Source organism: Paenibacillus sp. TC-CSREp1 (assembly GCF_050171015.1).
GTDB lineage: Bacteria > Bacillota > Bacilli > Paenibacillales > Paenibacillaceae > Paenibacillus > Paenibacillus silvae.
Map to the genome: position 1 here is coordinate 32,984 of NZ_JBNOKM010000024.1, position 26,098 is coordinate 59,081.

At 47.2% G+C, this 26,098-nt stretch carries 21 protein-coding genes; 3 read left to right on the plus strand and 18 right to left on the minus strand.

Annotated features, from left to right (window positions below; genetic code table 11):
* Positions 1 to 23: 23 nt before the first annotated feature.
* Positions 24 to 392: a hypothetical protein gene (locus ACQSGY_RS26735; protein WP_427181634.1), complete on the plus strand. Its 369-nt coding sequence runs from the start codon at positions 24 to 26 to the stop codon at positions 390 to 392.
* A 90-nt stretch (positions 393 to 482) separates the two neighbouring features.
* Here the strand turns inward: ACQSGY_RS26735 and ACQSGY_RS26740 are convergent, their stop codons facing one another.
* The 8 genes from ACQSGY_RS26740 to ACQSGY_RS26775 form a co-directional block, all read right to left on the minus strand.
* Positions 483 to 2,153: an ABC transporter ATP-binding protein gene (locus ACQSGY_RS26740; protein WP_427181635.1), complete on the minus strand. Its 1,671-nt coding sequence runs from the start codon at positions 2,151 to 2,153 to the stop codon at positions 483 to 485.
* A 44-nt stretch (positions 2,154 to 2,197) separates the two neighbouring features.
* Positions 2,198 to 2,626 (minus strand): hypothetical protein, encoded by a 429-nt coding sequence (locus ACQSGY_RS26745; protein WP_427181636.1) that lies wholly within the window; start codon positions 2,624 to 2,626, stop codon positions 2,198 to 2,200.
* An 11-nt stretch (positions 2,627 to 2,637) separates the two neighbouring features.
* Entirely contained in the window at positions 2,638 to 3,156 is a 519-nt protein-coding gene (locus ACQSGY_RS26750) for a CPBP family intramembrane glutamic endopeptidase (protein ID WP_427181637.1), read from the minus strand.
* A 111-nt stretch (positions 3,157 to 3,267) separates the two neighbouring features.
* Positions 3,268 to 4,053: a hypothetical protein gene (locus tag ACQSGY_RS26755; RefSeq protein WP_427181638.1), complete on the minus strand. Its 786-nt coding sequence runs from the start codon at positions 4,051 to 4,053 to the stop codon at positions 3,268 to 3,270.
* A complete protein-coding gene (locus tag ACQSGY_RS26760; RefSeq protein WP_427181639.1) occupies positions 4,028 to 4,939 on the minus strand; it encodes an ABC transporter ATP-binding protein in 912 nt (303 codons plus the stop codon). The genes ACQSGY_RS26755 and ACQSGY_RS26760 overlap by 26 nt, the downstream gene beginning before the upstream one ends.
* 364 nt (positions 4,940 to 5,303) lie before the next feature.
* Positions 5,304 to 6,554 (minus strand): radical SAM protein, encoded by a 1,251-nt coding sequence (locus ACQSGY_RS26765; RefSeq protein WP_427181640.1) that lies wholly within the window; start codon positions 6,552 to 6,554, stop codon positions 5,304 to 5,306.
* Between the two features lie 275 nt (positions 6,555 to 6,829).
* Entirely contained in the window at positions 6,830 to 7,900 is a 1,071-nt protein-coding gene (locus ACQSGY_RS26770; protein ID WP_184189520.1) for a Gfo/Idh/MocA family protein, read from the minus strand.
* A 64-nt stretch (positions 7,901 to 7,964) separates the two neighbouring features.
* Complete coding sequence (locus ACQSGY_RS26775) at positions 7,965 to 8,441, minus strand: GNAT family N-acetyltransferase (RefSeq protein ID WP_427181641.1); 477 nt, start codon at positions 8,439 to 8,441, stop codon at positions 7,965 to 7,967.
* A gap of 258 nt (positions 8,442 to 8,699) precedes the next feature.
* Between ACQSGY_RS26775 and ACQSGY_RS26780 the strand changes: the two genes are divergently transcribed.
* A complete protein-coding gene (locus ACQSGY_RS26780; protein WP_427181642.1) occupies positions 8,700 to 9,773 on the plus strand; it encodes a copper amine oxidase N-terminal domain-containing protein in 1,074 nt (357 codons plus the stop codon).
* Between the two features lie 136 nt (positions 9,774 to 9,909).
* On the opposite strand, the gene ACQSGY_RS26785 is transcribed toward ACQSGY_RS26780, so the two are convergent.
* The 10 genes from ACQSGY_RS26785 to ACQSGY_RS26830 form a co-directional block, all read right to left on the minus strand.
* Positions 9,910 to 10,299, minus strand: a complete 390-nt coding sequence (locus ACQSGY_RS26785; RefSeq protein WP_145405712.1) for a RidA family protein — start codon at positions 10,297 to 10,299, stop codon at positions 9,910 to 9,912.
* A 784-nt stretch (positions 10,300 to 11,083) separates the two neighbouring features.
* Complete coding sequence (locus ACQSGY_RS26790) at positions 11,084 to 12,061, minus strand: M15 family metallopeptidase (RefSeq protein ID WP_248064779.1); 978 nt, start codon at positions 12,059 to 12,061, stop codon at positions 11,084 to 11,086.
* A 343-nt stretch (positions 12,062 to 12,404) separates the two neighbouring features.
* Positions 12,405 to 13,238: a hypothetical protein gene (locus tag ACQSGY_RS26795; protein WP_427181643.1), complete on the minus strand. Its 834-nt coding sequence runs from the start codon at positions 13,236 to 13,238 to the stop codon at positions 12,405 to 12,407.
* A gap of 135 nt (positions 13,239 to 13,373) precedes the next feature.
* A complete protein-coding gene (locus tag ACQSGY_RS26800; protein WP_427181661.1) occupies positions 13,374 to 16,676 on the minus strand; it encodes a DEAD/DEAH box helicase in 3,303 nt (1,100 codons plus the stop codon).
* Between the two features lie 212 nt (positions 16,677 to 16,888).
* Positions 16,889 to 17,326: a chemotaxis protein CheW gene (locus tag ACQSGY_RS26805; RefSeq protein ID WP_186323150.1), complete on the minus strand. Its 438-nt coding sequence runs from the start codon at positions 17,324 to 17,326 to the stop codon at positions 16,889 to 16,891.
* A gap of 464 nt (positions 17,327 to 17,790) precedes the next feature.
* Positions 17,791 to 19,737 carry an alpha/beta fold hydrolase gene (locus ACQSGY_RS26810; protein ID WP_427181644.1) on the minus strand — a complete coding sequence of 649 codons (1,947 nt, stop codon included), beginning with the start codon at positions 19,735 to 19,737 and terminating at the stop codon, positions 17,791 to 17,793.
* 128 nt (positions 19,738 to 19,865) lie between these two features.
* Positions 19,866 to 20,432 carry a TetR/AcrR family transcriptional regulator gene (locus ACQSGY_RS26815; RefSeq protein ID WP_427181662.1) on the minus strand — a complete coding sequence of 189 codons (567 nt, stop codon included), beginning with the start codon at positions 20,430 to 20,432 and terminating at the stop codon, positions 19,866 to 19,868.
* A gap of 339 nt (positions 20,433 to 20,771) precedes the next feature.
* Positions 20,772 to 22,073: an ABC transporter substrate-binding protein gene (locus tag ACQSGY_RS26820; protein ID WP_427181645.1), complete on the minus strand. Its 1,302-nt coding sequence runs from the start codon at positions 22,071 to 22,073 to the stop codon at positions 20,772 to 20,774.
* A gap of 323 nt (positions 22,074 to 22,396) precedes the next feature.
* Entirely contained in the window at positions 22,397 to 23,233 is an 837-nt protein-coding gene (locus tag ACQSGY_RS26825; RefSeq protein ID WP_145405705.1) for a carbohydrate ABC transporter permease, read from the minus strand.
* On the minus strand, positions 23,233 to 24,114 hold the full coding sequence (locus ACQSGY_RS26830) for a carbohydrate ABC transporter permease (protein WP_111269203.1): 882 nt from the start codon (positions 24,112 to 24,114) through the stop codon (positions 23,233 to 23,235). Before ACQSGY_RS26830 ends, ACQSGY_RS26825 begins: the two co-directional genes overlap by 1 nt.
* Before the next feature lie 144 nt (positions 24,115 to 24,258).
* On the opposite strand from ACQSGY_RS26830, the gene ACQSGY_RS26835 reads away from it, so the two are divergent.
* Positions 24,259 to 26,094, plus strand: coding sequence for a cache domain-containing sensor histidine kinase (locus ACQSGY_RS26835; protein WP_427181646.1), 1,836 nt, complete (start codon positions 24,259 to 24,261; stop codon positions 26,092 to 26,094).
* Positions 26,095 to 26,098: the final 4 nt, after the last annotated feature.

Here is a 26,098-nt window from a genome sequence, read left to right on the forward strand (position 1 = left end):
ATAATGAAATGGGGGGTTGAATTATGCAGGACAGTAAACAGCATCTGTATGTATCGGTAACTCATAACCTTATTGAGCAGACGAGGAATGAATCTACACCGTTTGAAGTTCTCGTGGATGACGGACAATTGGCTACGTTACAGGACTTGATGAAAGTGTTGGAAAAGGGGGACGACTATTCGCTGCAGCGGGCACCGGTGCCTTACAAATCGGCAGACCATGATGAGGGGAATGAGCGGTTTACGGACGGTGTGATGATGCTGTACACCTTCCTCTACGATCACGGCACTCCTGAGACCAGACAAGCTATAGATCGTATGAATGTGCTCCCCAAGCTGCAGAATACCGACTACGATGACCCGGGATACGAGAATTCACCCATGAATAAGTAATGAGTATGTAATGCGAATAAGACTTCCTCTTCAAAACAACCTGGCCATAAGCCGACTTTTTCGAAGCAAGGAAGTCTTTGAATATTACATTTATACGATGACTCTATCTGCTGCGGCATGCTCCATAAAAACCTCCTCATACCTTCCTCTCTGCACGATTTCTCCACGATCCATCACGATAATCTCGTCAAACTCCTTTAAACTTTCGTCATATTCATGAGTAATCATTAAACAAGTTACACCTTCCATCTGACCGAGAATCTCTTTCACACGGCTGCTTGTATCAGGGTCCAATGCAGAATCCGGCTCATCTAACAGCAATAACTCAGGCCTTCTATGCAATGCTCTGGCAATGCATATCTTCTGGCGTTCTCCACCTGATACATTCTCTCCGTGATCACCTACTACAAAATCCAGTTGTTCTGGATGCTTGTTAATGCAGTCAAGAAGCTGCAGTTTATCAATAATGGAGTGCAATTCACTCGGGTCCTTTAAATGATGCGTTTGTCCAATGATTATATTTTCCCGTATTGTTGTGTTAAATAAGTAGGCTTGCTGATCAATATAGCTTAATTTTTCATAACTTACTTGTCTAATATCCATGTTGTCTAATAAAATGCTTCCTGAATAATCAGTAATTAAACCTGCGATAATCTTGATTAAGGTAGACTTCCCGCTTCCATTTCCACCAATGATCGCATACTTCTTACCAGCCTTCAGCGTAATAGAAATCTGACGTACTGCCGCCTTCTCCTGATACGGGTATATATAACTTACGTCTTCCAGCTGAATTTTTTTAAATTGTTCCACGGAGATCCTATTAGTATGCCCCTCCTCTTCAGACCATTTCATCATATCATCGATCTGATCCCGAATCGGTTTGGTCGAACGAACCGTATTAAGGTCCTGAGTAATATGAATTGCCGGTTCAAAAATATACATGACCAATTGAGTGCATGCAATAAGGGAACCTACCGTCAGCGTACCCATACTTACAGCGTAACCACCAATTAAAAAAATCAAAAGCAGCAAAATCATCGAAGAACTTCCAAATGTAACATTAGCTAGAATGAGGATGTCTCCGAACTGTTTACTCTTCCGTTCCATCTTATTTATTTTCACTTTATGAGCGTTCAGTATATAGTCTATAAGTTTATAAACCTTTATGGTTTCATATCCATACAAAACTTCGGTTGTCGATTTTGTATATTCTTCCGTGTTATTGATTAATTCCTTTTTTAACTTGAGTATACGTTTAGTAAACAGAAGTGGGAATATGCCCAGCGCAGCAATAACTATAATTAAACTTAAAGTCAACAAAGGGTTCAATACAATTAGTGTAATTAGTGATACTACCAGCAGCAATGATTTTGAGATCAGATTAATTACGGTTTTGAAGTAGTCTTCTTCTAAAACCGGGATATTGGTCAGTAACAGGGATGTGTATTCATCATTTTTCTTGGATTTGAACTGCCCGTAATTTGATCTTAATAACGCCTTCATTACACCATTTCTAATCTCGATTGTTCTATTCATGACGTAAGTATTGTTCATTCTTCCTGTTATATAGGTCATGACCATTTGCACGACGATAATAACAAGCGCCAATAACAAATAAAACCTGAATGAACTTGTATCACTGGCAATCAGAAAATCGGTAACTTTCATTAATGTCAACGGAAATAGGATGGACACGATCGACAACAAAAGATTGATGCCAATCAACACAAAAAAAGGTGTATCTTTCTGAATATATTTCATAGCTTGCCCTCCGGTTTCTTTAAAGAACCGCTCAGAACATGTAACTATTGAATCTTGATTTTACGTTTGAGCACGGAACCCGAAATAACATAATGCAATACAAGAGTGAGCACTATGATAATGATGTATGCAAACCATGGTGAGCTACTCGTTGAGATATTTACGTAGTCGGATTTATATTTTTGACTTGCATTAAAAATTGTCTCTATATTCCTACTAATGATGTACGAGGCCACTGACGTGTATATCAAACTCGGTATGCTGAACACAATTCCAACATTGCCGGCTTTTCCTGTCTTCTCTTTGATCCAGAACATCTGTGCAGTAATTCCAATACCTAAACTTGCTGCAATGGGCAGGAAAACCAAAGCAAAAATTTGAAGCACATCGACTTGATTCTGAAATGTCAAAAGAATATATAACATAACGATATGAATAACACATGATAGGATGAAGAGCAGCTTTGTTTTCATATGCATCCTCCCTAAATATTCATGAGATTATATGTGAAATGAAAGAGTATCGTATAACGCAAATTGTTTGTTTTCACATAAATAATCCCCATTAAAATGGAACCAGGTAATCGATACAAAACATTATCCATTATTGGTTCGTTCATATGCGTAACAAATGCAAAGCATACACTGCTTAACAGCACAACAAACCATGTCTTGTTATATAATTTTCGAATGACAAAGCACATGGCCCCCCGAGCCCAAAACTCTTCTGTTACAGCGACAATAAACATCTGTACAGTACTTAGAATTAACACTTGTGAACTAATGCCTTTACCGTATAAATAAAGATAAAGAGCTGCTAATGTGATACCTATGATGACAAATTCTAATGGATGGAACACTGCAATCCCCAGTTCCTCACGCTGAACTTGATACAATTTTCTAAGATACAGATATGGAACCAATATAAAACCCGCACTCATGCTGATGCCGATAATTAACAAGAGTGAAGCCCACTCATTGTTCCCTGAAACGATAAAACTCATTATAATTCCACAAATAGATACGATAAGTGTAGGCAAAATTAATAAAATAATGAAATGCCCCATGATTTCCGCTTTGGCCTGTTTCTGAATGTTGTTACTAAAAACTCTCCATCAGAGATCCCTTCTTTCAAACTTCCGTATCCCGATTACACTGAAGATCAAGCTGTACAGAGCAACTAATGAGGCGTTTGCTATAAATAGCTTCACTGCCTCCGAGGTTCGGGTTAAATCCAGTTCTGCAAACTTTGAGATGTAATATGTGACGGACAGATACTGAATAACTGGAAATTTAGATAAAAACATTGACCCGATCAGGACAATACTAAAAATAATAACGGCTGTATTTGTTTTGAAAAACACACTTAACATTACACTGAATGTAATTGTGAAAATATAAATAAGTACGATACACAAAAAAAACAGGAACAAACCTGCAAGTTCTTCCACTTTAAATAATTGCTTTGTCACCAAATCCTCACGTTGAATAGCAAAGGTATAATACATCACCAGTGTTACGACTAAAAAAGCTATACATATCATGAAAAATGCTGTGATCAGTGAGTATATTTTGGCAAAGTACATTTTGGGGCGATTATTGATGCGCTGTGTATATAACAAAATGCTTTTGTTTTCAATTTCTCCTCCCAAAGAACGGACAGATACCAATGATAAAATAAAATAATAAATATATACTGCATTCACAAAGTTGAACATATTCACAATAAAACTCATACCATACTCTTTCTCTGTCCCGGTGAACACGATAACTGAGGAGTTGAAGAAAATGCCAACACTATAGAGAGCAGGAATGGCAAGCATCGTGAGCATAATCCACATATCCTTGCGATAGACCAGCTTCCGTAATTCAATGTTACATATGTTCCTGAAGCTCAGCATGTTCGACATCTCCTTCAAACAGTCTTATAAGTGAGCCTTCAATCACGTTCAGATCCTGTAATTTCACTTTATGACTTATAATTTCTTCCATAACCTGATTTAATATCTTCATATCTGTAATACGAATGATTTTCTCCCCCACGTTAACATGGTCTATTCCCTGCAATTTCTCTAATAAAGCAGACAAATTGGGAGATGTATCCTCCAGAATAATTTCATATTTACGCCCATCATCAAACACACCGTCGTATTTCTTGACGCCATCTTCAATGTAAATAATTCGATCACATACGTCCTTCACTTCGTTGAGATTATGATCGGAGAAAATAACCGCCTTGTTTTCCTGTTTTGCTTTTTTGACTATGATGTCCTTAACCAGTTCCCTGCCCATAACGTCCAACCCTACGAGAGGTTCATCCAGAATCAGAAAAGGTTTATCATTCAGTAAAGCCTGAGCGAGACCCAACCTTTGTTTCATACCGAATGAGAATTTTTTTACATATTCCTTCTTTCTTTTAGACAGACCTACGAGTTCAAGTACCTCATTTAATTGATTCTCCACTTCTTTCATATCCGAGACACCGTCAGCAAGCATAAGCAGTTTTAGATTATCGTATGCGTTCATGTAATCTAAAAAGCTGCTCTCGATTAATACTCCAAAGCGGGAGATGAGAGACGGGTTTTCGTGAACATCCTGCGAATCAATAACAACATTACCTGAAGTGAGTTGTATGTGCCTGACAATGCAGTTCATAAGTGTAGTTTTACCCGAGCCATTCTTGCCAATCAAACCTACAATTTCACCGGAACGGATGCTTGTTGAAAAATGATCAAGAGCCAGATGTTTTCCGTAAAATTTCGTCACATCTTTCAATTCAAGGATCATTGATTTTCTCCTATACTCTCGTGATAGAATCGGGAGACCCAGAAGTTTATCCCTGATCCGAGTCTCCTAAAATTATAAATCAGAAGAATTTACCACTTATTCCCGAAACTTACACAGACATATACCCCAACACTGACACAGTTTGATTTGGATAATGCTTTACGAGTCGAAAACAACATGAAGATCATCTCCTTTTATAATTATGAAAGTTCAGAATCAGGTATTCACCATTTATTACCATAACTTACACAAACAAATACGCCTACACTTACACAGTTAGGTTTAGATACAGACTTTCGCGTAGAAAATAACATGCCTCGTCCTCCTTTCTTTTAAAAGATAATTTATTATCAAAAATTTCAATTCAGGATTCAACGAAGCCAATAGACTCCTTTAATCTTTCAATCGAATCCTTATAGAAATTTTTAATAAACGGACAAAAGGCATCTCGGTTGTTCAAGGTGCGGTGATATAACCAGCTTCTCCCTCTGCATCCACCACCACATAGATATCGATACTTACATTCCTTGCATTCTTCGATATGATCAACGTCCAATTCTAAAAAGGGGTTATCTGGATGCGTTAATAATTTATCTAACCTTTCATCCAAAACGTTACCTAAACCTAGAGAGGCATCATGCAGCATATGACACGGATAAACGGTACCATCTGCCCCGATGCTGACCATCTCTTTGCCAACTTCGCAGTTTCCTCGACAGGTTAATTCAATCTCCCCTGCTGGCATGTCATAAATAGGGATATTTTGATCCAGTTTGGATATTTTCTTGGAAAACTTCACCAGGGAGGGGTTATCAAATATGTAAGGACGAAAATATTCGTCTTCTGGATCTACCGTGAAAATACTAAACGATAGTTTAACGCCCAGTTGTTTGGCGAAGTTCAGGTAATCATCAATATGATCAATATTTTGCGCGTGAATCGTTGCAATCAAAGTCACGGAAGCCTTTTGTCTTAAATATTTTATATTTTTAATAATCTTGGGCATAATGCCCTGATCTCTAATAAACCTTGTCTCTTCATTAAATCCATCAACCGAAATACTAAGCGCATCGATATAGTTGAATGCCTCTTCATGACGTTTATAATTCATCGTGCCATTACTGATAACATGTAGCGTTTTAATGCCCAGATTCTCTTTCGCGAACTTGCAAATCGCCACAATATCATTACGGATGAACGGTTCTCCTCCTGAGAAGACGATTTGTTCAACACCGCTCTCTTTCAATTCGGTTAATACATGACATATCTTCTCAAAAGGTAACGCATCCTTAAGATTCCGTTCTTCCACATAGGAGTAACAACCCACACAATGCAAATTGCATCGATCCGTAAGATGAACGTAAGCAGCTTTGAGCCCTTTCTTCTCTTCTTTGAAAAAGTGATTCTCTATCATGCAATCCAACAACAATTGTTCTTCTTCATCAGGATCTATGATCTCTGTTCCACCGATTATCCTTTCGATTAACCGTACACCTTTGGCATCCAGCCCAATAATAGAACCGTTTCCAACATTACCAATCATACGTATTCCGTCGATTTCAAACTGTCTGATGTCTTTGTGTAATTGGTACAGATCATCTGAGACAGAACTCACGATATCACCTCATACTTGGTTTTATTAAGTGTGGATTGAACCATATCCAGGAAACCGCTATCATTCGTTTTTCTAATCAGTTTGTATTTCTTATAAACGAGTATAATCCATATATTATGTAAATAAGAATGATATTTGTCACTAAATGTAATCAAAATTAAAAAAATGTATATTATTCCATCATAAAATAAAAAAGGCGCAGGATCGGTATTTATCGGATCACAGGCCTTTTAATATTAAGAAAACAACTTTTTTATATAGTTATTTTAAATAGACTAATCCAGCCTGATCTCCTGCCCTTTCTCGGCAGACTCGTAAATAGCACACAGCATGCGGGTGGAGGTCACACCATCTGCGATTGGACTGATGGGCGGCGTACCATTCAGGCAGCATTCAACAAAGTGGTCGATCTGATTCTGGAATGCACCGTGAATGTCCAGACCGGGATGGTCCGTCTGAGGTTCAATGTTCATGATCGTGTCATGTTTCTCGGTGACAATGAGTGTTCTGGGTTCCAGTTCGAAGCCGCCACGCTCACCGTACAGCTTAACGTAGGACTCATCCTCTCGGGCATGCAGGGTGAAGCTCACATCCACCGCCAGTGATGCCCCATTCTCAAAGCGGATCAGGGCATTTGCCATATCTTCCACGTTGTTGATGGCTGCGCTGTAATCCGCCGCTTTATAAAATGAAAGATGGTCAATATTCGCACGATTGCCGAGCTTTCGATACGTATTACCGCTGACCGAAACTGGCTTCGGTCTGCCCATCAGATACCAGCATTGGTCGATGATATGTACACCCAGATCAATCAACGGACCGCCGCCTGAACGGGCTTTATCTGCGAACCAGCCACCCGGATTACCCAGACGCCTCAGGATGGACGCTTTCGCATAATACAGCTCGCCAAACTCCCCGGCATCAATAAATCTGCGCAGCATCTGCATGTTGTTATCGTAACGGCGTACAAAACCGACAACGAACGTACGTCCGCTCTTCTTCACAGCTTCCTCAATTCGCAATGCGTCCTCTACATTCGTAGCGACCGGTTTCTCCAGCAGGACATGCTTGCCTGCCTCCAGTGCAGCAATAGCAAATTCTGCATGGGTGTTATTCCATGTACAGATACTGACGGCATCCACATGCGGGTCATTCAGCATCTCACGATAGTTGGTGTACACGGACTGAGCATTATATTTCTCTGCAGCGGCCTTAGCTCTCTCTTCATTCAGATCACAGATGGCATAGATGACCGCATCCTCATTTTTGGCATAATACCTCATATGAAGATCCGAGATGGAACCTGTACCGATCATACCGATGTGCAGCATTTGCCTGTTGCTCATCTTCGTCCTGCCTCCTTTTACCAAAACTCCATTAACGACTTCCTCTTTCAGTCTTTATTAACGTTTATTCTGCCCGCAGCATGCCTTCATAAATACCCGGTGTTGAATTTTCAATCTCCACCGCTCCCAGCGTTCGCTTGTAGAAGTCCACTGGCCCAGCCGATCCGATAATGGCGTAACCGTATCCATCTGCTCTCATGGCGTGCATGCAGGCCAATAGCAAAGCGGTGCCCACTCCCTTACCTCGGGCACTCGGACTCACTCCTGTCGGGCCGAAGAAATTGCGGCAGGTTGCTTCATAACAGGCAAAGCCGATCATTTTCCCATGTTCGAGCGCAATATAACAAGTTACGGGCTGACGTGCAAAAGCAATATCACATTCATCCACCCAGGGCTGGCTAAAATGGGACCTCACCCAGTCCAGCACCTGCTGCTTCTCCGGGGCAATTGCTCTGCGGATGACAATGGAATTCGCCTTCAGCTTCTCCAGTCCGCTATTCTGCTCCGGTAATCGATAGAGAGCAACCAACATATCACTCATCGTTTTATATCCTCCCTCACATCTGAAGTACGAATCTAATCCACAGTACGCAAATCCGTTTCACCATAAAATTAACCTGTTCCCGCTGCCGATAACCTGATTTTATCGCGTTACATCAAATGAAAACCGACATGCCTCGTTACATTTATTACTTTCAGCTGCAACTTCGAGACGAGGTATCCCGTCAGTAATTATGAGATACGGACCTCTGTATAAGAGTTTACCGTGACACAACGCAGATGAGAAGGGATGATCCTAATGAAAAACAACATGAAAAAAGTTAGCACCCTCATGGCCCTTTCCATGGCGCTGAGCGGGGGAGCCGCTTATGCTGCATCACTGGATAACACAGCACCGCCTGTGAAGCAAAGCATCGTTTCTACCAGCAGCAGCGTGGCTGGAACGGTTCAAGTGTCCATTAATGGCACGGCTGTCGCTGACGGGTACTGGAGCAAGGATAACCAGACAGCGATGATTCCCCTGCGCGCCCTGACCGAAGCACTCGGAATCGAGCTTCAATGGAACAAGGCGGACAAGTCAGCAGAGCTGACTCGTGATGCACTGTGGACTCAGGTTTTTACAGGCAAGGACCGTTATTCCGTGAATAAAATGCTGCTCACGCTTGGCACAGCTCCCGAGATCAAGGATGGAACACTTTATGTGCCTGCTGTTTTTGCAGAAAAGGTACTTCACGCACAATTGACTACAACCGGGAATCAGGTGAGTATCACGAGTGAGGAAGAGGTGAAGACCGTTACCGAGCGAGGTGTAATTACACGCATCTCCAACCAGGAGAAGTACCAGTCAATTCAGATTGGCGGTGCAAATCAGGATGGTATCGTGCTGAATCTGAGTAAGGACAGTCAATTGCTCTCTGCAGAGGGGAAAGAGCTTACGCTTGCCGATCTGTCCATCGGCATGGTTGTGGAGGCTGAGCATTCTCTGATGACTACTCGCAGTTTGCCGCCACAGACGCCAACGTATAAAGTGACGGTACTGGATACGGCTACTGAACTAACAGCACAGCCAAAAGAACTTTTTGGAACATCAGGCACAATTGAAAATGTAAATATAAAAGAGGGTACGGTGTCCCAGATTGAGATTACCGGTACACGCTTAACTGAAACTGCTCCTGACCATGTCGTTCTAAATATCGATAAAGACACCTCGCTGTTGGACCAAAATGGCGAAGCGGTCAAAGCCGGGCAGCTGACCAAAGGTGTCAAGGTCATCGGCTATTATAGTCCGATGCTGACTCGTAGTCTCCCACCAATCGGAACAGCCTGGAGAGTGGTTGTAGAGCTTCCAATGGTTCAGCCTAAAGCCGAGTAAGACAATACAACCCGTGCAAAGCGATTACTGTATGAAATAAAAAACCTTACTCTCCTGTCTTCAGACAAGGCGGGTAAGGTCTTTTGTTCGTTTTTAGGCTTTTAGATTATTATTCATATTCAAAGGCATGTCTCTATCATTCAGTATCAATAATGGCTTCAGCCTCAATCTCGACCATAAGCAAGGGATCAATGAGCGCGCTCACTTCGACCATGGTAGCCACGGGTTGAATTTGCCCGAAAAATTCTCCATGTGCCTTGCCCACTTCTTCCCACCGCGTAATATCTGTGACGAACATACGAGTTCTGACGACATCGTTCAAGCTGGCACCCAGCTCATTCAGCGCTTTTTCAATCGTCTGCAAAATAAACTTGGTCTGCACGTAAGGATCACCCGCTCCAACTACAACACCCTCCTGCATTGCTGTTGTTCCAGCAACCTCAACCCGGTTCCCAACACGGATTGCACGGCAATACCCCACCAGTGGTTCCCAAGGGGAGCCAGTAAATACCTGCTGTCTGCTCATTCTTCACGCCTCGCTTTGTTATGTGGTCTGGTTCTGAATAAATTGAACTAAAGAAACGACATTATGCCGCTTAACGATCCATGATCGTCAAAGATCGCTGTAATGGGGCAAGATACCAGCCTTGGCAGGCTGTTTAAGTCGAAGAGGGAATGCTAACGATCCCCATAGAGCTTATTTCCCCTGAATCGGGGACATTTGAATTCTAACGATCTCCAGGAAGCTTATTTCATTCGAAATCCTGAAAAATGAGCCTGATCAAGCTGGTTTCAGCACAATAGCGTCTCTGGGGATCGTTAGAATTTTCCAAAGCCCAAATATGCCGAAATAAGGCTTCTCCTGATCGTTAGCGCTCCCAGTAAAGGGTGGCAGACTTGCACTTGCCAGGAGCGATGGACGATATTTGACTAGGGCGTGTCTGAAAACGCTGAAGGAAGCAGATTTTGCTGAATTTTCGTTCCAAGCAAGGAAGTTTTCCGCAGGCGTGCCGGGGCACGTCAAGGGAAATTGACGCAGTAGGGGGCGAAAAGGCAGTAAAAAATGCACTTCAGTAGGTTTCAAGACACGCCCTAATGTGCCTGGATTGATGAGCATATTGGAGTGGATTGTGTACATTCTTTAGTTCAACTTATATGGATTAAAGATGAATTATATCAGGCTGTCTGCAGCGTTATCAACAAATTAAAATTTCCGTTAAATATGATTAAACATAAATATTCCCTGAACAGCTCACTTTTACCTTGAGTATAGTCGAGTGTTCAGGGGATGGAGTATTGAGACACGTCTATTACAGTTTAATATTAGCCTCGTCAAAGTAATCTTCCAGCGTCAATCCACTCTTCACGACATCTGGTGCAATATCTGTGCCGACATAGCGAATATGCCAAGGCTCATATACGTAACCCGTCTTGCTCTCCTGGCCTTTCGGATAACGGATAACAAAGCCATACTCGGCAGCATGCTCATCCAGCCATTTGCCTTCTTTGGACGAGCCAAACACCTCTTCCAGCACATTACCTACACTTGGACTGGACACATCTATCGCAAGTCCTGTCTGATGCTCACTTCGGCCGGGAACGGCACTGACGCGGGAAGCGTACTCTTCTCCCTTGGTTTTAACATTGTTGTTGTAGATGGCGACCTGACGTTTGTAGGACCGATAACCGGACACGGCACGAAGCTCAATCCCGTCAGCCTTGGCACCGGCAAACAGCTTCTCCAGCGCTTCAGCCGCTTCCTTGCGCATATGCCGCTTCTCATGTGGTCCCTCAAAGGAGAACGGTACGTCAGGCTCAACCAGATCACTCGGCTCATATCCCTCCGGCAGACTGCGCTGCTTGTTGACGATGACCGTCATTGCCTGTGCGTTAGTCACAACCGACTGGGAATCTACCGTGGTCTGCAGCGCACTGATGCTGCGCTTCTCCAGCAGCGGGTCTTCTGATGCCGCCTCCCCATTACCATTATTTGAGGAGCCCTGTTCCTCTCCAGCGGATGCTGAGTCCGAGCCTTGGTCTGTGCCTTCATCACTGCCCGGCTTGGACGTCTGGTCTCCTTCCGCTCCACCCTTGCCATCCGAGCCAGATTCGTCGGTTAAATGAACAGTAGTGCCATCGGCTCCCTGCTCTGTGCTGGAGGGTCCGTTTGCGTTTGCATTATCGTTTGAACCGGAGCCGTTCTGGCACGCAGCCAGCAAAGCCCCACATATCATAAGTGAGGACAGCAGAACCACAATCCGACGCTGTCTTCCTGTTCCTGATTTCATCGTAAAACTCCCATCAACGTAGTATTCGAGCGGATTATTGCTGTTTCATTTACACACAATCCGACAGTGTTCACTGCGACAGTATACCTTAATTGCGTACAAACCTCCACCAGCAAAGACAGCGATCTCCCAGGCTCTGCGCAAGTGTATACCCTGAATACAGCCTGTAGGCTTGTTTTCTTTAAATTTCAATAGATGAACACATCACTTCACCGTTTGGGAAAAGAAAATCCGGACAGCTTGCGTAACGCACACCTTACTTGACTGCACAGGTCTGTTCATGCGGTTAACCAAAACAAGCAGGGGCGATCTGCGATCACCCCCGCTGTATTGGCATACTGCATTATTTTGCGGCCGGGCTGTCCTTGTGCTTCTGGACAGCCTGCCACATCCGCGCCGCCACGCGCTCGCGGATCAGATCCAGACCCGCTGCTGCCGGCACCCCTGGCAGCAGCGCGGTCAGCTCGGGCAGCGCAGGCGGCTTGCCCGGCTGCGCGAGCCGCACCTGCACGGCGCCGAAGCCCGGCCCCGGCTGGTGCATGGCGCCGTCCGCGGCAGCCTCGGCGATCCACTCGCCGACGGCTGCGCCGCCTTCGCCAGCCCGCGCCTGCGGGCGGCCCGCCGTCTCCGCGGCTCGGCCCGCGCCGCTGGGATCGTGGGCAAGCTCCGCTGCCCACGATCCCAGCACGCCGGCGAGCAGCGCTTCGCGCGGCAGGCCGGCGTGCGCCAGCTGCAGCAGCGGCTCGGCGGCGAGGCGCGCGGCAACGGCGCGCTCCGCCGCCGCGGCATGCGCGCAGCTCGCGCGGCCGCAAGTGCACGCCGCGGGCGCAGCAGCGCCGGGCACGGCGGCGCCCTGTGCGCCAGCAGGCGCGGGCAGCAGCCCGGCGAGCTCCGCCGGTGCCGGGCCGCCGCGCAGCAGGGCGTACAGCGCCAGCGGGCGCTGGCGCAGCTGCGCCAGCACGGCCTCGCGCTGCGCCTCGCTGAGCTGCGGTAGCGCGCCGGTGACCGTGAACACGCCGGAGTCGGCGGTTCCGGTCTGGAAGGCATCGGCAGCTTCGGGGGCAGACGCTACCCGATCCACCGATGTGTCTACCTCTGCTGTCCACACCCCGGGGGACATAAGCAGCTCTATTTTCCATTTTTCGCTCATCATCATGCCCCTTTCTACGTTGCTCATCCGAGCTTTCCTTGGGTCACCGTACAATTTCCATACCTATACCTATACCTATACCTATACCTAAATCTGAACCTATACCTAAACCTAAACCTCGACCGTTCCTTGTACCTCTGTACACTTCTGCTTTACCAGCCGCTACAGCCACGTCTCCCCCTGCAGGGAGATCAGGCTGCGCAGCTCGTCATCCGACATCTCGGTCAGCCAGTTCTCTCCCGATCCGACAACCTGCTCGGAGAGAGCTTTCTTGCTCTCGATCAATTCATCAATCCGTTCCTCCAATGTCCCTTGGCAGATCAACTTGTGTACCTGTACGTTGCGATTCTGTCCGATACGGAATACACGGTCTGTTGCCTGATTCTCCACCGCCGGATTCCACCAGCGGTCATAGTGAATGACATGACTTGCCCGTGTCAGATTCAGGCCAACCCCGCCAGCACGCAGCGACAGAACAAACATCGACGGGCCTTCACCCTTCTGGAACGTCTCCACCATCTCGTCCCGCTGGGCTTTGGAAACACCGCCGTGCAGGAAATAAGGCTCCTCTTCATAACGTCGGGCCAATCTGGAAACGAGAAGCTCTCCCATGGACACATACTGAGTAAATACAAGCGCAGATTCTCCATTATCCCGAATTGCATCCAGCAATTCCAGCAGCCGCTCCATCTTGCCGGATGCCTCCGTCTTGCCATGGTCCTTCCGACTGCTGTCGGCCAGCACAGGATGGTCACAGATCTGCTTCAGCTTGGTGAGAGAGGATAACACGATGCCCTTGCGTGCGATGCCATTGCGGCCATCCAGCCCGCCCATCAGCTCATCCACCACACGCTGGTACAGGATCGCCTGCTCCGGCGTGAGCGAGCAATAAGATTTCAGCTCCAGCTTCTCCGGCAGATCCTTGCGGATATCCGGGTCACTCTTTAGCCTGCGCAGCATAAACGGGGACACCAGACGATGCAGTTCTCGCAGCGAAGCCGCACTTTCCTCTGAAGGGCCCAGGCCTGTATAACGCTGGCGAAATGATGATGATGTACCGAGATATCCGGGATTAAGGAATTGAAAAATCGACCAAAGCTCACTCAGCCGGTTCTCCACCGGCGTTCCTGTCATTGCAATACGATGTGAAGTAGACAGCCGCATTACACTCTGCGCCTGCTTTGTTCGATAATTTTTAATGTACTGCGCCTCATCGAGCACCACCGTTGACCAGTGCAGTGAAGCCAGATCGGGGCCGTCACGGCCAGCCAGATGGTACGTGGTGAGCACGATGTCATGCTTCCGGGCTTCTTCCTGGAACGCATCCCCGTGCAGCCGCTGTCCGCCGTGATGAATGTACAGGGACAGGTTTGGCGCGAAGCGTTTCAGCTCCCGCTGCCAGTTTCCAAGCAGCGACGTAGGGCAGACAATCAGTGCGGGCCATTGCTCCGCTGGAATAACATCAGATCTGTGTGATACAGTCGCCTTGAGGGCAGCATGGGAGTCGCCGGATTTGGACACTTTGTGCTGCCCAGACACTTTACCCTCCGATCTCTCAGCTATCCATCCTCGATCTGCAGCCTGATCTGCGAACGCCTCATTTAATCCTTGTGTCTCTTGCGCTTCAATCAGTGCAGCCTGCCGTTCCTCCTGCTTGCGATCCAGCAGGCAGGTAATAACCTGGATCGTCTTCCCAAGACCCATATCATCAGCGAGACACACGCCGAATCCAAGCTCACCCATAGCGGATAACCACTGAAATCCGCGTTCCTGATACGGGCGCAGTTCACCATGCAGCTCTGCTGGCACAGATCGCGGCTCAATGCTGCGAAGCACCTGCCCATCCAACAGAAAAGCAAGCATGCCTTCCGATTCCGCTCCGAAAACGGACATGCCTTTCCAGATGGAATCTTCTCCTTCATCCGCAGCCAGATGCAGCCACTCGGAAAGCGGCATATACTGCTCCTCTTCTTTTTTCATATAACGAAGCACTTGACGAATCTCTTTCGTGTCTACCTCGATCCATTCCCCGCGGAACATCACATAAGGAACGGTTGATTCAGCCAGTGCAGCCAGTTCCTCCGCCGTAATCGGCTTGCCATCCAGCATCGGCTCTGCTGTAAAAGCAACCAGCTGCTCCATGCCCAGCGCAGAACCAGCACCTGGCTGACGCTCCGGCGAACCATTCATCATCTGCAATCGCAGACCCGCACGGCGTTTCCCGGCACGGCTCCATCTTGAAGGCATCAGCACCGTTATGCCCGCCTTCTGCAGCTTGGGAACTGCATGGGTCAGAAACTCAAAAAAGCTCTGCTGCTCCAGCTGTATTGCCTCAGGACGCGCATGCAGTAATGCGGTCTCCAGTTCCGGGGCCAGCTCCGACGCTTGACCGATGGCCATTAGCAGCTGCTCGGCTGCGGACATATAGAGCACCTTGCCCCGGTCCAGGTCACGCTCCGGGTGTGCCCATATGCTTCGTGCAGGCAGTCTAAGTCCAGACTCCTGATCACTATCAACCCAGAAGCTGATACCCCAGATTGAATCCTGCTCTCCCAGCGGCGGTTCCAGACGCAGTACCAGCTTGAATTTGCCTTCCACGGGCGGAGTCTCTTCGATACCAAATGCAGGCATCCTCGTTCCCCCTGCTTCATGAAGTGTATCCACGAAGTCTGCCATTTCCTCGGTCGGTCCCTGCACGGTGACAGGACGAAACATCGAGATCAGGCTATTCCACCAAAGCTCTGAAACAGGTGATGAGCCACGTCGAAACGACGTCCGATAACGAGACAGCGCGCTATCCATGCCCTCCAGTTCACTTGTCACCACCGCATGAATGATTCCACTCATAAATGAAAATAAGACCGCCCCAGCCGCTTCCTCACGTGTCTCTGGCTCCGTGGAGGCATATGCTCCTGGAGCAGATAATGCGATTGGCGGCATGGACTCTGCAAGATTTCTAAAACGCTCCTGATCCTCTTCGAACTGCAGTCTCGGGCGCCATACACCTGTTAAAGTCTCCTGTCCGGTTCTGCGTCTTGCACCGGTCTTGGCCGCAAACGCAGCCGCTGGAGCGATCGCTCCGCGGAGCAGCAGTTCCTGAGTGAACTGTGCTGCCTTAACCCAATAACGCATCTCTTCTCCAGCTTGAATTCCGGCTGCATGCAGCATCTGATCGTCCCACTGCAGCAGCAGCCTGAAGGCATCCTTCGGGGAAACCGCGAGCCCTTCCAGAGTGCGACCAAGCAGCTGCCGCCGTTTCGTATTTTTGGCTTCTGCCGCATTCCGAAGCGGATTCGGCCAGCGCAGCTCTGCAAGACGCAGCGCGGCAGGCTGAAACAGACGACCCTCGTCGCCGAATTGCAGCCTTCTCACCACGTGGCTCCAAGCATCTACACGCGGTTCCGATGTCTCACCGGAAAAACAAAAAAATACGTCTCCAAGCCATACTCCATACAGCGATTGCATCATTACAGTCTCCCGTCATCCCTTCGCATTGTTACTCTCCATCATATACGAAAATGAACGGATTTAAAAACCTTTACACTTAAAAAATGCAGATATCACTCTTTTGCTGCATAAAAAAATGCCCCTGATCCAGAAAACGGATAAGGAACATTTCGTTATTAAGATGAAACGATTAAGCAGCCGAAGCTGCCGCTATATTTTTTTATTAATGATTAAGATCTGATCAGACTGCCCAGCAGCACATCCAGATTCAGAATACCCGCGCGGTGATCTGCACAGAAACCGATTTTATCAAAAACACCAATCATGAAACGGCGATGCTCCTCAGCAGGCTCCTCAAAACGATCATACGTCACTACTGAATCCACCATATCCACAATCAAAGGCACAAACCCGTTCTTGTAGGGAACAACGATAATCCGTGTAGATGGCGTATCCTCCTGCTCCGGCATGCCCAGCAGCACACGAAGGCTCACGACCGAAACCACCTTACCGTACAATGAAGCGAATCCTCTGATCTCGGGACTGCCAAAAGGAACCGTTGTAACCTCTACCATTCTGATAATTTCATGCACCTCATCAATACGAAGTGCAAAAATCTGTTCTCCGACCGAGAAATTAATATATTGCATTACTACATCTTCACTCATAATTGTCCCCATACCCTCTCATTCCGTAAAATCAGAATCTTCAACATACTTTTGGCTGTCGTCATGAGACGATTAGTCGTTACATGTTGTATCGGCACTTTTGGTGCAAATGTTTAGGCTTTCCACAACAAGAATCGCGCTTATGATCCGTTTTCGTTTCCGGGTTCAACGTATGCTGAAATATATTCTGATTTCTGTGGACAACTCATCAAATCCTGCTTTGATTTTGCTTTTTCCAGATGAAAAGAGTGAGTTATACCTGTTTTGTGGATAAGTTGTGCACATATTGCTCACAATCTGTGGATATGCACATCGTTTTATGTGGATATTCGCAATTTCAATGTGGACATGTTGTGTATTTGTTTGTAAATCTAACGTAAACTTTGTCTTTTTTCGTCTGCTTATCCTCTCCTGTGGACATATTGTGGAAAGCCTTTCACTTACAGTACTGGATTACATGCACTCTATCTATTGTTATTCACATGTGCGCCACCAGCCCAATTGACGAGGATTTCCGCTGTCTGTTCAAACTGAAACACTGGAAAATAGTGACCGTACGGCACATCAACCTTCTTATAACCGTTTTGTAATGCAGGTGGAAATTGATATTCCTGATCCCTGTCAGCCCAAACAACCAATGGATCCTGTTCATAGTCCATTCCCTGGAAACTTCCGTATTTCTCCCAGAAGCTGCCCGTCTTCCTGGTGTGCCCCAAGTGAATCCACCTCAGCAGATCCAGATGTGCGCCCGCTATGCGAGGTGAGCGAAGATAGGAATGTACCCTTTGGGCTGTTCCCGCGAATATGCTCTCATTATCAACAGATCTGCTGCTACCCTCACGAAACATTCGTGCCCAGCTTTGCTGAGATCTGGAGCGAAGCAACGCGCTACCTACACGACGCGGCAGGCGAAGCATCTGTTTTAAACGTGCATCTCCTCCGTTGTCCGCAGCAGGCTGGAGCAAGGCGAGACGAATATCGGTACGCCCGCTCCGTTTCAATGCTGCGGCTGCGACAGCGGCACCTACAGAATGACCAACAAGTTTGATGGGAATCGGCATTTCTGCCAAAGCATGCACAAGTGCATTCACCTGACCGTTAAATGCATCTTGTTCCTGGTGAACAGGTGAGCGACCAAACCCTGCGAGATCAACAATCCAGACGGGATTGCCCGTAAGTTCCCTCAGCCGTGATCCCAAGGGAAGCAAGTCATCGGCACTTTGGAGTAAACCATGCACAATCACCCACGGCTCCCCTTCACCTTCCCAGCCTAACATCGCCAAATTCCCTAATCGTGAACGAGTATAGTGGTCTGGATAAGCCTTCATTTCGTGCTTGGGTAGAAGACGGTAGTCCAGATCCGCAATAATGAACGGGAGCTGCTCCCGAATATCAGGCCAGCTTCTCCCCATTCGCTTCAACAGCACCTCTGTCTCTTGTACCGGAAATCTCCTATCTGTAATAAAAGCCAGTGACTGTGCGGGAATACCACTGATGCGGCTTCCCCCAAGCTTCATAAGACGTTGAATCCAAGATAGCGGTAGTACTCCTGCAGGTCTGGGCACATCCAGCTGCTTCGTGATCTGATTCAGCATTTCCTTCATGTTCGGACTATCCTCTTTACGTGCCAACAGCGGGTAAGTCCCCCCAAGAGGAGTCTCATCCTGCGTCAAAAACACCAGTGTCTCTGCCACCACATCATTCTCCACGAGCGGCAGCCAGTAAGATGAACCACCAGGTACAACCGGCATGAAACCTCTCTGCACAGCGCCAATCAGCAATCCAATGCCGCCTGTCTGCTCCGTCTCACCCGTCGGACGGGGGCCAACCACCGTACTGGGATTTACGACAGATAGAGGGTACCCATGTGTCTGCGCATGCGTTCGAATAAACCCATCCGCTTGAAATTTCATCTCTTCATACGCACTCTCTTGGCTGTCTGCATGTTTCACCTTTGTCTGTTCTTGCTGCTCGCCCTCCTGCCCGTAAGGACTCATATAACCAACGACATGAATAAAATGCCGCAATCCTCCGTTATCCTGGATATCCTTTGCTAACTGCGCTATTTCTCTCGCCCCATGCATAAAGATTTTGTTCGCTGTCTCTCGTCCCAGTGTAATGTCCATCGTGCCCCCTGCATGAAGTATGACATTCGCCTTCCTGATCCGTTCACGATCCGCTTGAACAAGCCCCAAACCTGTCAGAGATAAATCGCCTACAATAAACGTAATCCGTTCAAAGCTGCTCACACCGTAGCTCTCCAGTACAGTTCTGGCCCGCTCTTCAGAGCGAACCAAAAGCAGCATATGTATATCTGTTTTCTCCACAAGTTGTTTGACGGTTTCCCTTCCAATAAAACCGGTGCTGCCTGTCATCAGCAGAACGGTTTGTGCCATCGCTGTTTGATTCATCTATTAAACCTCCACACTATTTAGTCTTCTTTTAGTTTTAGTTCCGTCTTTATTTCGTCTTAGCCTCACATGATACTTTCTCAATTAGTACCATACAGTACTACAAATATTCAAAAAAAGAGCCTCGCTTAGCGAAGCATTTGACAAAACGTTCGTGCCGACTGTTCAATAATGCCCAGATTACGAGAAGTTCCGGCTAGTATCAGTGAACCTTCAAGTGCAGCAACGAACAGGGCCGCTGCCGCTGCAGGCTCAACTCCTTTGCGGAATTCTCCGCGTTCTACCCCTTGCTGGAGCAGCTTCTCCACCATAGGTATAAGCTCCCGGAAAAAGATCGAGATGCTTTCCTTCGCTAGAGAGGCACTATCGGGTGCCTGCATATAAAGGGTGACAAACGGACATGACCCTTCAAAGTTTCGACCTTCTATACCTGCCGAAAGCAGTGTCAGGAAGGAGTTAATTCGTTCCTCCACGCCCCGTTCACGCTGGCTGAGCAGCAGATATAGCTCTGATTCGTACTGGGCAATCCAGAAATGAACAACTGCCTGAAGCAATTCCTCCTTGTTTTTAAAATGATAATAGATGTTGGATTTGGATACACCACTGACTCGCACTACCTCATCCATACTGACGTAAGCATAACCTTGCCTTAGAAAAAGCTGCGCTGCCACTTCAACCGCTTTGGTGCGGTTCACTGGATTAGAACCTCTGGGTCTGGACGTTTTAGAATAATCTTGATTTGAACTATCGTTTTTGTTATTCATAACTAGAACTATATAGTACTATTTTAACAAATGCAAGCATATCTGTTGATAAAAACATATCGCCAACCTATTTCCTGAAAAGTTGTCCACATTTAGATGATATACACACAGGATATCCACATATAGTATCAAGCTGATGTAAAAGTTGTATTTTAAAATTGGGTAAAGCAGCACAGTTATCCACATTTTCAAGATACATCGGTACAATGTCAGGAAAGCAAAGAAGCCAGCTGCAAAAGATGCAACTGACTTCGAATACATAAGTTGTCGTTATTTTTTCAAACTATCCCAGTTCTGCTGCAAGCCGTCAAGCAATGCCTTTTTGTCAGACTTACCTGCTACATATGCCTGAATTGTGCTGCCGAACTCTTGTGGAACCCCTTCAGGGAAACGACTGAAGTTCCAGCTTAACGTTTTGTTGGCCTGACTGTATTTCATGATATCTGTCGCCAGATCACCCAGCTCATCCTCAGAAGCCTGAATCGAACTGAATGCCGGGATAAACTTGAATTCTTTCGTCAAATACTGCTTGCCAATATCGGATGTAACAAGCCAGTCCAGAAATGCTTTGGCTTCGGTTTTCACTTGGGAGTTTTTGTTCACAACCCAGTTGTTAGGTACGCCTACAAACAGCTTGTCGTTGGGTTCATTTGTGATCGGCATTGGCAGAATGCCCAGGTTCAAGTCCGGGTTGATGCCGTCAATCTGCACCTGTGTCCAGTTCCCCTGCTGCATCATCGCCGCTTCGCCGCTGGCAAACAGCGTTACCTGTGTGTTGTAGTCTGTTGTCAGCGGGTTTTTGTTGCTGTATTTCAGCGTCAGGTCCAGCAGATTCAGCCATTCATCAAACACAGGGTTGCCTGGAATCTTCTCTGTGCCTTCGTTCAGTCCTTGAATGAATTTTACCGGGTCTGCCTGATTCGCAAAGGCTACATTGACGTTGTGGTTTCCCAGCACCCACCACTCCTGGTAACCGTTAGAGAATGGTGTAATGCCTGCGTCCTGCAGCTTCTTCGCCGCTTGATCCAGCTGTTCCAGCGTTGTCGGGATTTCTGTAATACCCGCTTTGGCGAACAGATCCTTGTTATAAATAAAGCCGTACCCTTCCAGCGCGAGCGGCTGCCCATACAGCTTGCCATCCTTGGTCATTGGCTCTTTGGCAACTTCCAGTACATCTTTGACCCATGGCTCGCCGGACAGGTCTTCCAGATATTCAAGCCAGGTATCCAGTTCACGGTATCCACCTACGTTGAAAATGTCCGGCTGTTCGCCTGCCGCAAACTTGGCTTTGAGCGCTGCACCGTAGTCACTTCCGCCCCCTACTGTCTGAATATCCAGCTTGATGCCTGGATGGGAGGATTCATATTCGGCTTTGAGACGATTAAGTGCTTCGGCAATTTCAACTTTGTATTGGAAAATTTTTATCGTTTTGGTGCCAGCCGCAGCTTCACCGCCGCCATTCTGAGCATCTGTATTTACGGGACTGCCGCTCTTGTCACCATTCCCGCACCCTGCAAGCATCACCGAAAAAGCAATTAACATCAGCAGCGTTAACTTTGTCATTCTTTTCATAGATACACTCTCCCCTGTCGTAGTTTCAGTATAACCGCTTGCTCGTTCTTCCTCTCTTGCTTTGATCTGCTTTTACTTCGAATGACCCATGCCTTGCCCTCTTCTTCTCTTTATTACTATATAGATGAACCAACACATTCACACAACATGTGCATGCGCAGCTGATCTCGGATAAAGAAGTTCACATTGATACTCGGGGGCTTCCTTACCCCTCATACATTCAGGCCCCCGAGGAGCAACAGCGACCAGAAGCGCTCATAAAGCCGGAGCGACCAGCCATCGCACTCCCCCACACATAATGCCGCAGCGACCAACCATCGCACTCACCCTTTCACAGACCCCGCAGTAATGCCCTGGATAATATACTTCTGCATGAGCAGGAAGAAAATAATGATTGGCATGATGCCCAGCACCAGAGCCGGCAGTGCGAGATCCCACTGCTTCGTATATTGACCGAACAGCGCAAAGGTTGCGATCGGAATAGTGCGCAGATTGGAGCTTTGCAGGATCAGGGAAGGAAGCAGATAGTCATTCCAGATCCAAAGTGTATTCAAAATAATGACCGTTACATACATCGGCTTCATCAGCGGGAAAACAATCCGGAAGAATACCCCGTATACCGAGCTTCCATCCACCCGTGCGGCCTCTTCAATCTCCAAGGGAACCGATTTGACGAAGCCGTGAAACAGAAAGATCGACATCGGGGCCCCGAACCCGAGATAACAGATGATCAGTCCACCCAGACTGTCGATCAGCCCCAGATTGCTGGTTACCGTAACAAGTGGAATCATGATAGACTGAAACGGAATCACCATCGCGGCGATGAACAAGCCGAACAGAATCCGGTTAAACCGTGTATTGCTTCGTACCATGCGGTATGCGGCCATAGAGCTGATCAGCACGAGCAGCAGATTGCTGACAATCGTTACGATTAGCGAGTTCATGAGCGCTGACGGAAAGCTGATTTTCTCCCAGGCATTAGCATAATTGCCCCACTGGAATGCCTCCGGCCATGCAGCCGAGTTGGTGAGCAGATCACCAAACGTTTTGACCGAGTTCACAAACAGGAAGTAAAACGGAATCAGGAACAATAACCCGATAAGCACCATGACAATTTCAGTAATCACAGTACCGAAGCGGTAATTTTTCGTTGTCTCCATCAGGCTTCTACCTCCTTGCTCTTCGTCACACGTACCTGAACCATCGTGATGATTGCTACAATGATAAAGAATATAAATGCTTTAGCGGTTCCGATCCCGTATCGGTTGTTAACAAAGGCTTCGTTATAGATGTTCAGTGCAACCGACTCGGTTGATCCAAACGGACCACCCTTGGTGAGCGACAGGTTGAGATCGAACATTTTGAAGGACCAGGAGATCGCCAGGAACAAACAGATCGTTACACCAGGCATAATGAGTGGTAAAATAATGCTCCGTAACACCTGCCAGCGGCTGGCTCCATCAATTTCAGCGGCCTCCAGCAGATCAGGGGATACATTCGTCAATGATGAGATGTAGATAACCATCAGATATCCAGCGGTCTGCCATACAAATACGATGACAATTCCCCAGAAGGCTGTCGGTTCATCGCCCAGCCACGGGAGGTTGAAAAAGGACCAGCCGGTCACGTCGCCTACTGCTGAAAACCCTTTCACAAATATGAACTGCCAGATAAAGCCGAGCAACAGCCCGCCGATGACGTTAGGCATAAAAAAGATAGTACGCAGCACATTTCTCGTCTTGAGCGGTTTGGTCAGAAAATAAGCCAGAAAAAAACCGATCACATTGGTGAGAAGCACCCCCACCACAGTAAAGCGCACCGTAAACCAGAACGCGGTCTGAAACTTGGGATCGTTTGCAAAAATATGCACGAAGTTATCAAGGCCTACCCAGTTGACGCTGGCGGATACTCCATTCCAATCTGTAAAGGAATACACCATGCCAAGCAGGAAAGGGACCACGATGATGAGAATAAAAAATACAACGGAGGGACCCACGAACACAAGCTGCTGTAACAGCTGTGAAGACTTGCGATGCTTCATATCGTTCTCCCCTTCTATAGATGGATGATATTGGTCTCTTTTTTTATTAAACTCCAAAATCGTGAAGGGAAACACCGACACTCGTGAACAGTTGGGTGTAAAATATTGTCCTCTCTTGACGAGCAGCCAGAAGGGGTGTAACTGATGTCCAAATATTACAGTATCCGCACCAAGCTGATTGCCTTTATGCTGATTGCAACCACTATCCCGCTGCTGACGTCCATCAGCATGACGTTTATCCAAACCAAGACAGCCTTGCGGGAACAGGCCTTGGAAGAGAATAAACGTCTTATCTATCAGGCTTCGACCAATCTCAACAATTACGTTGATAATGTGGCACGAGCCTCGCTCGCCGTATACAATGATCCTAACTTCCTGCGCAATCTCGCCAAACTCCCGGGTGATTACCGGGCTGTTGCCGAGGTGTATACCACGTTGCAAACGATCAAGGCCGCTGTACCGGATGTGTTTCAGCTTTACCTGCATTCCTTTGCATCCAACCAGTCCACCTTGATTACAAGTCCTTTTCCGAAACGGGAGGAACGCAAGCAAGCCTATTCCGATTCACTGCATGGCCAGGCAGGGTCAGGAAGCTCCGATATCTGGGTGGAATCCGCACATATGAGCCATACCTATGGCTTCAAGGCCGCTTCTCCCGATGATTCACCAAGAACGGTCATAACTCTGCATCGAATCATTCGGGATATCCCTTCCCCTGAACGACTTGGTGTGCTGGCTATTGACCTTAACATGAACAGCATTGCTGCAATCTGCAGCAGATTATATGATCCGGACAAAGAACAGATCTATGTCGTGGATGGGCAGAATCGAATTGTCTATCAAGGACGCACTGAGGTGCAAGGGGCGGGTGATGCCAATCATCTGCAATCGGTGGCAGCGAACGCACTGCGGGACGGTCAGGCTCATACCGGTGAAGCGCGGATTGCAGAGGGGCATTTCGAGCAGGATCATTCGATGTATGTATATCAGCAGCTCGGAAACAGCTATGCAGACTGGACCATCGTGAAACAGATTCCTAACGAAACGTTATATGCAAGAGCTACTTCGCTCACCTGGAATAATGCCATGATTGCCATTGCAGCGCTTGTACTTGTAATCGTCGCAACCTTGTTTATTTCCATTCGCATCACAGGTCCGCTCAAACAGCTGATGCGGTATATGAACCAGATTCAGGCAGGTCGCCTGCATGTGGATATTCACCTGTCGAGCCGGGATGAATTCGGGGTACTTGCTAGACATTTTCGGGATATGATGGATACGGTCAATAACCTGATTTTGCGGGAATACCAGCTTGAGCTTGCTAACAAGACCAATCAGCTCAAAGCGTTACAAGCACAGATTCACCCACATTTTCTCTACAACACCTTGCAGTCGATCGGTACACTGGCGCTGCAGCAGCAAGGAAAACGAGCTTATACCCTGCTATCTTCTCTATCCAAAATGCTTCGCTACAGCATGCGGGACCAGACCTGTGTAACTCTTCGTGAAGAAGCGGAACATGCCCGGTTGTATCTGGAGCTTCAGCAGGAACGCTTCGGTGAACGCCTTGAAGTGCAGATGCAATTTGCCGAGGATACCTTATCTGTACAGATGCCCCGGATGACACTGCAGCCGTTAATTGAAAATTACTTTAAACATGGTGCAGATATACAGCCAGGAAAAGGCTACATCTCCATCACCAGCCGCTTCGTAAATGAACACTGGATTGAAATTGAATTGATCAACAATGGACCCGCTATTCCTGAAGACAAACTCAGTGAAATCCGAGGCTGGCTTCAACCACAGGAAACAGCAACGGAAATGATGCAGGAATCCGAAATGACGGAATCCATCGGCCTTCGAAACGTTGCACGCAGACTTGCCCTGAACTCCCACCCGGACAAACCTGCCAGAATCGAAATGCATAATATCCGGTCAGGCGGTGTGAAACTTCTAGTCAAACTATATGCGGGAGAGTGAACTA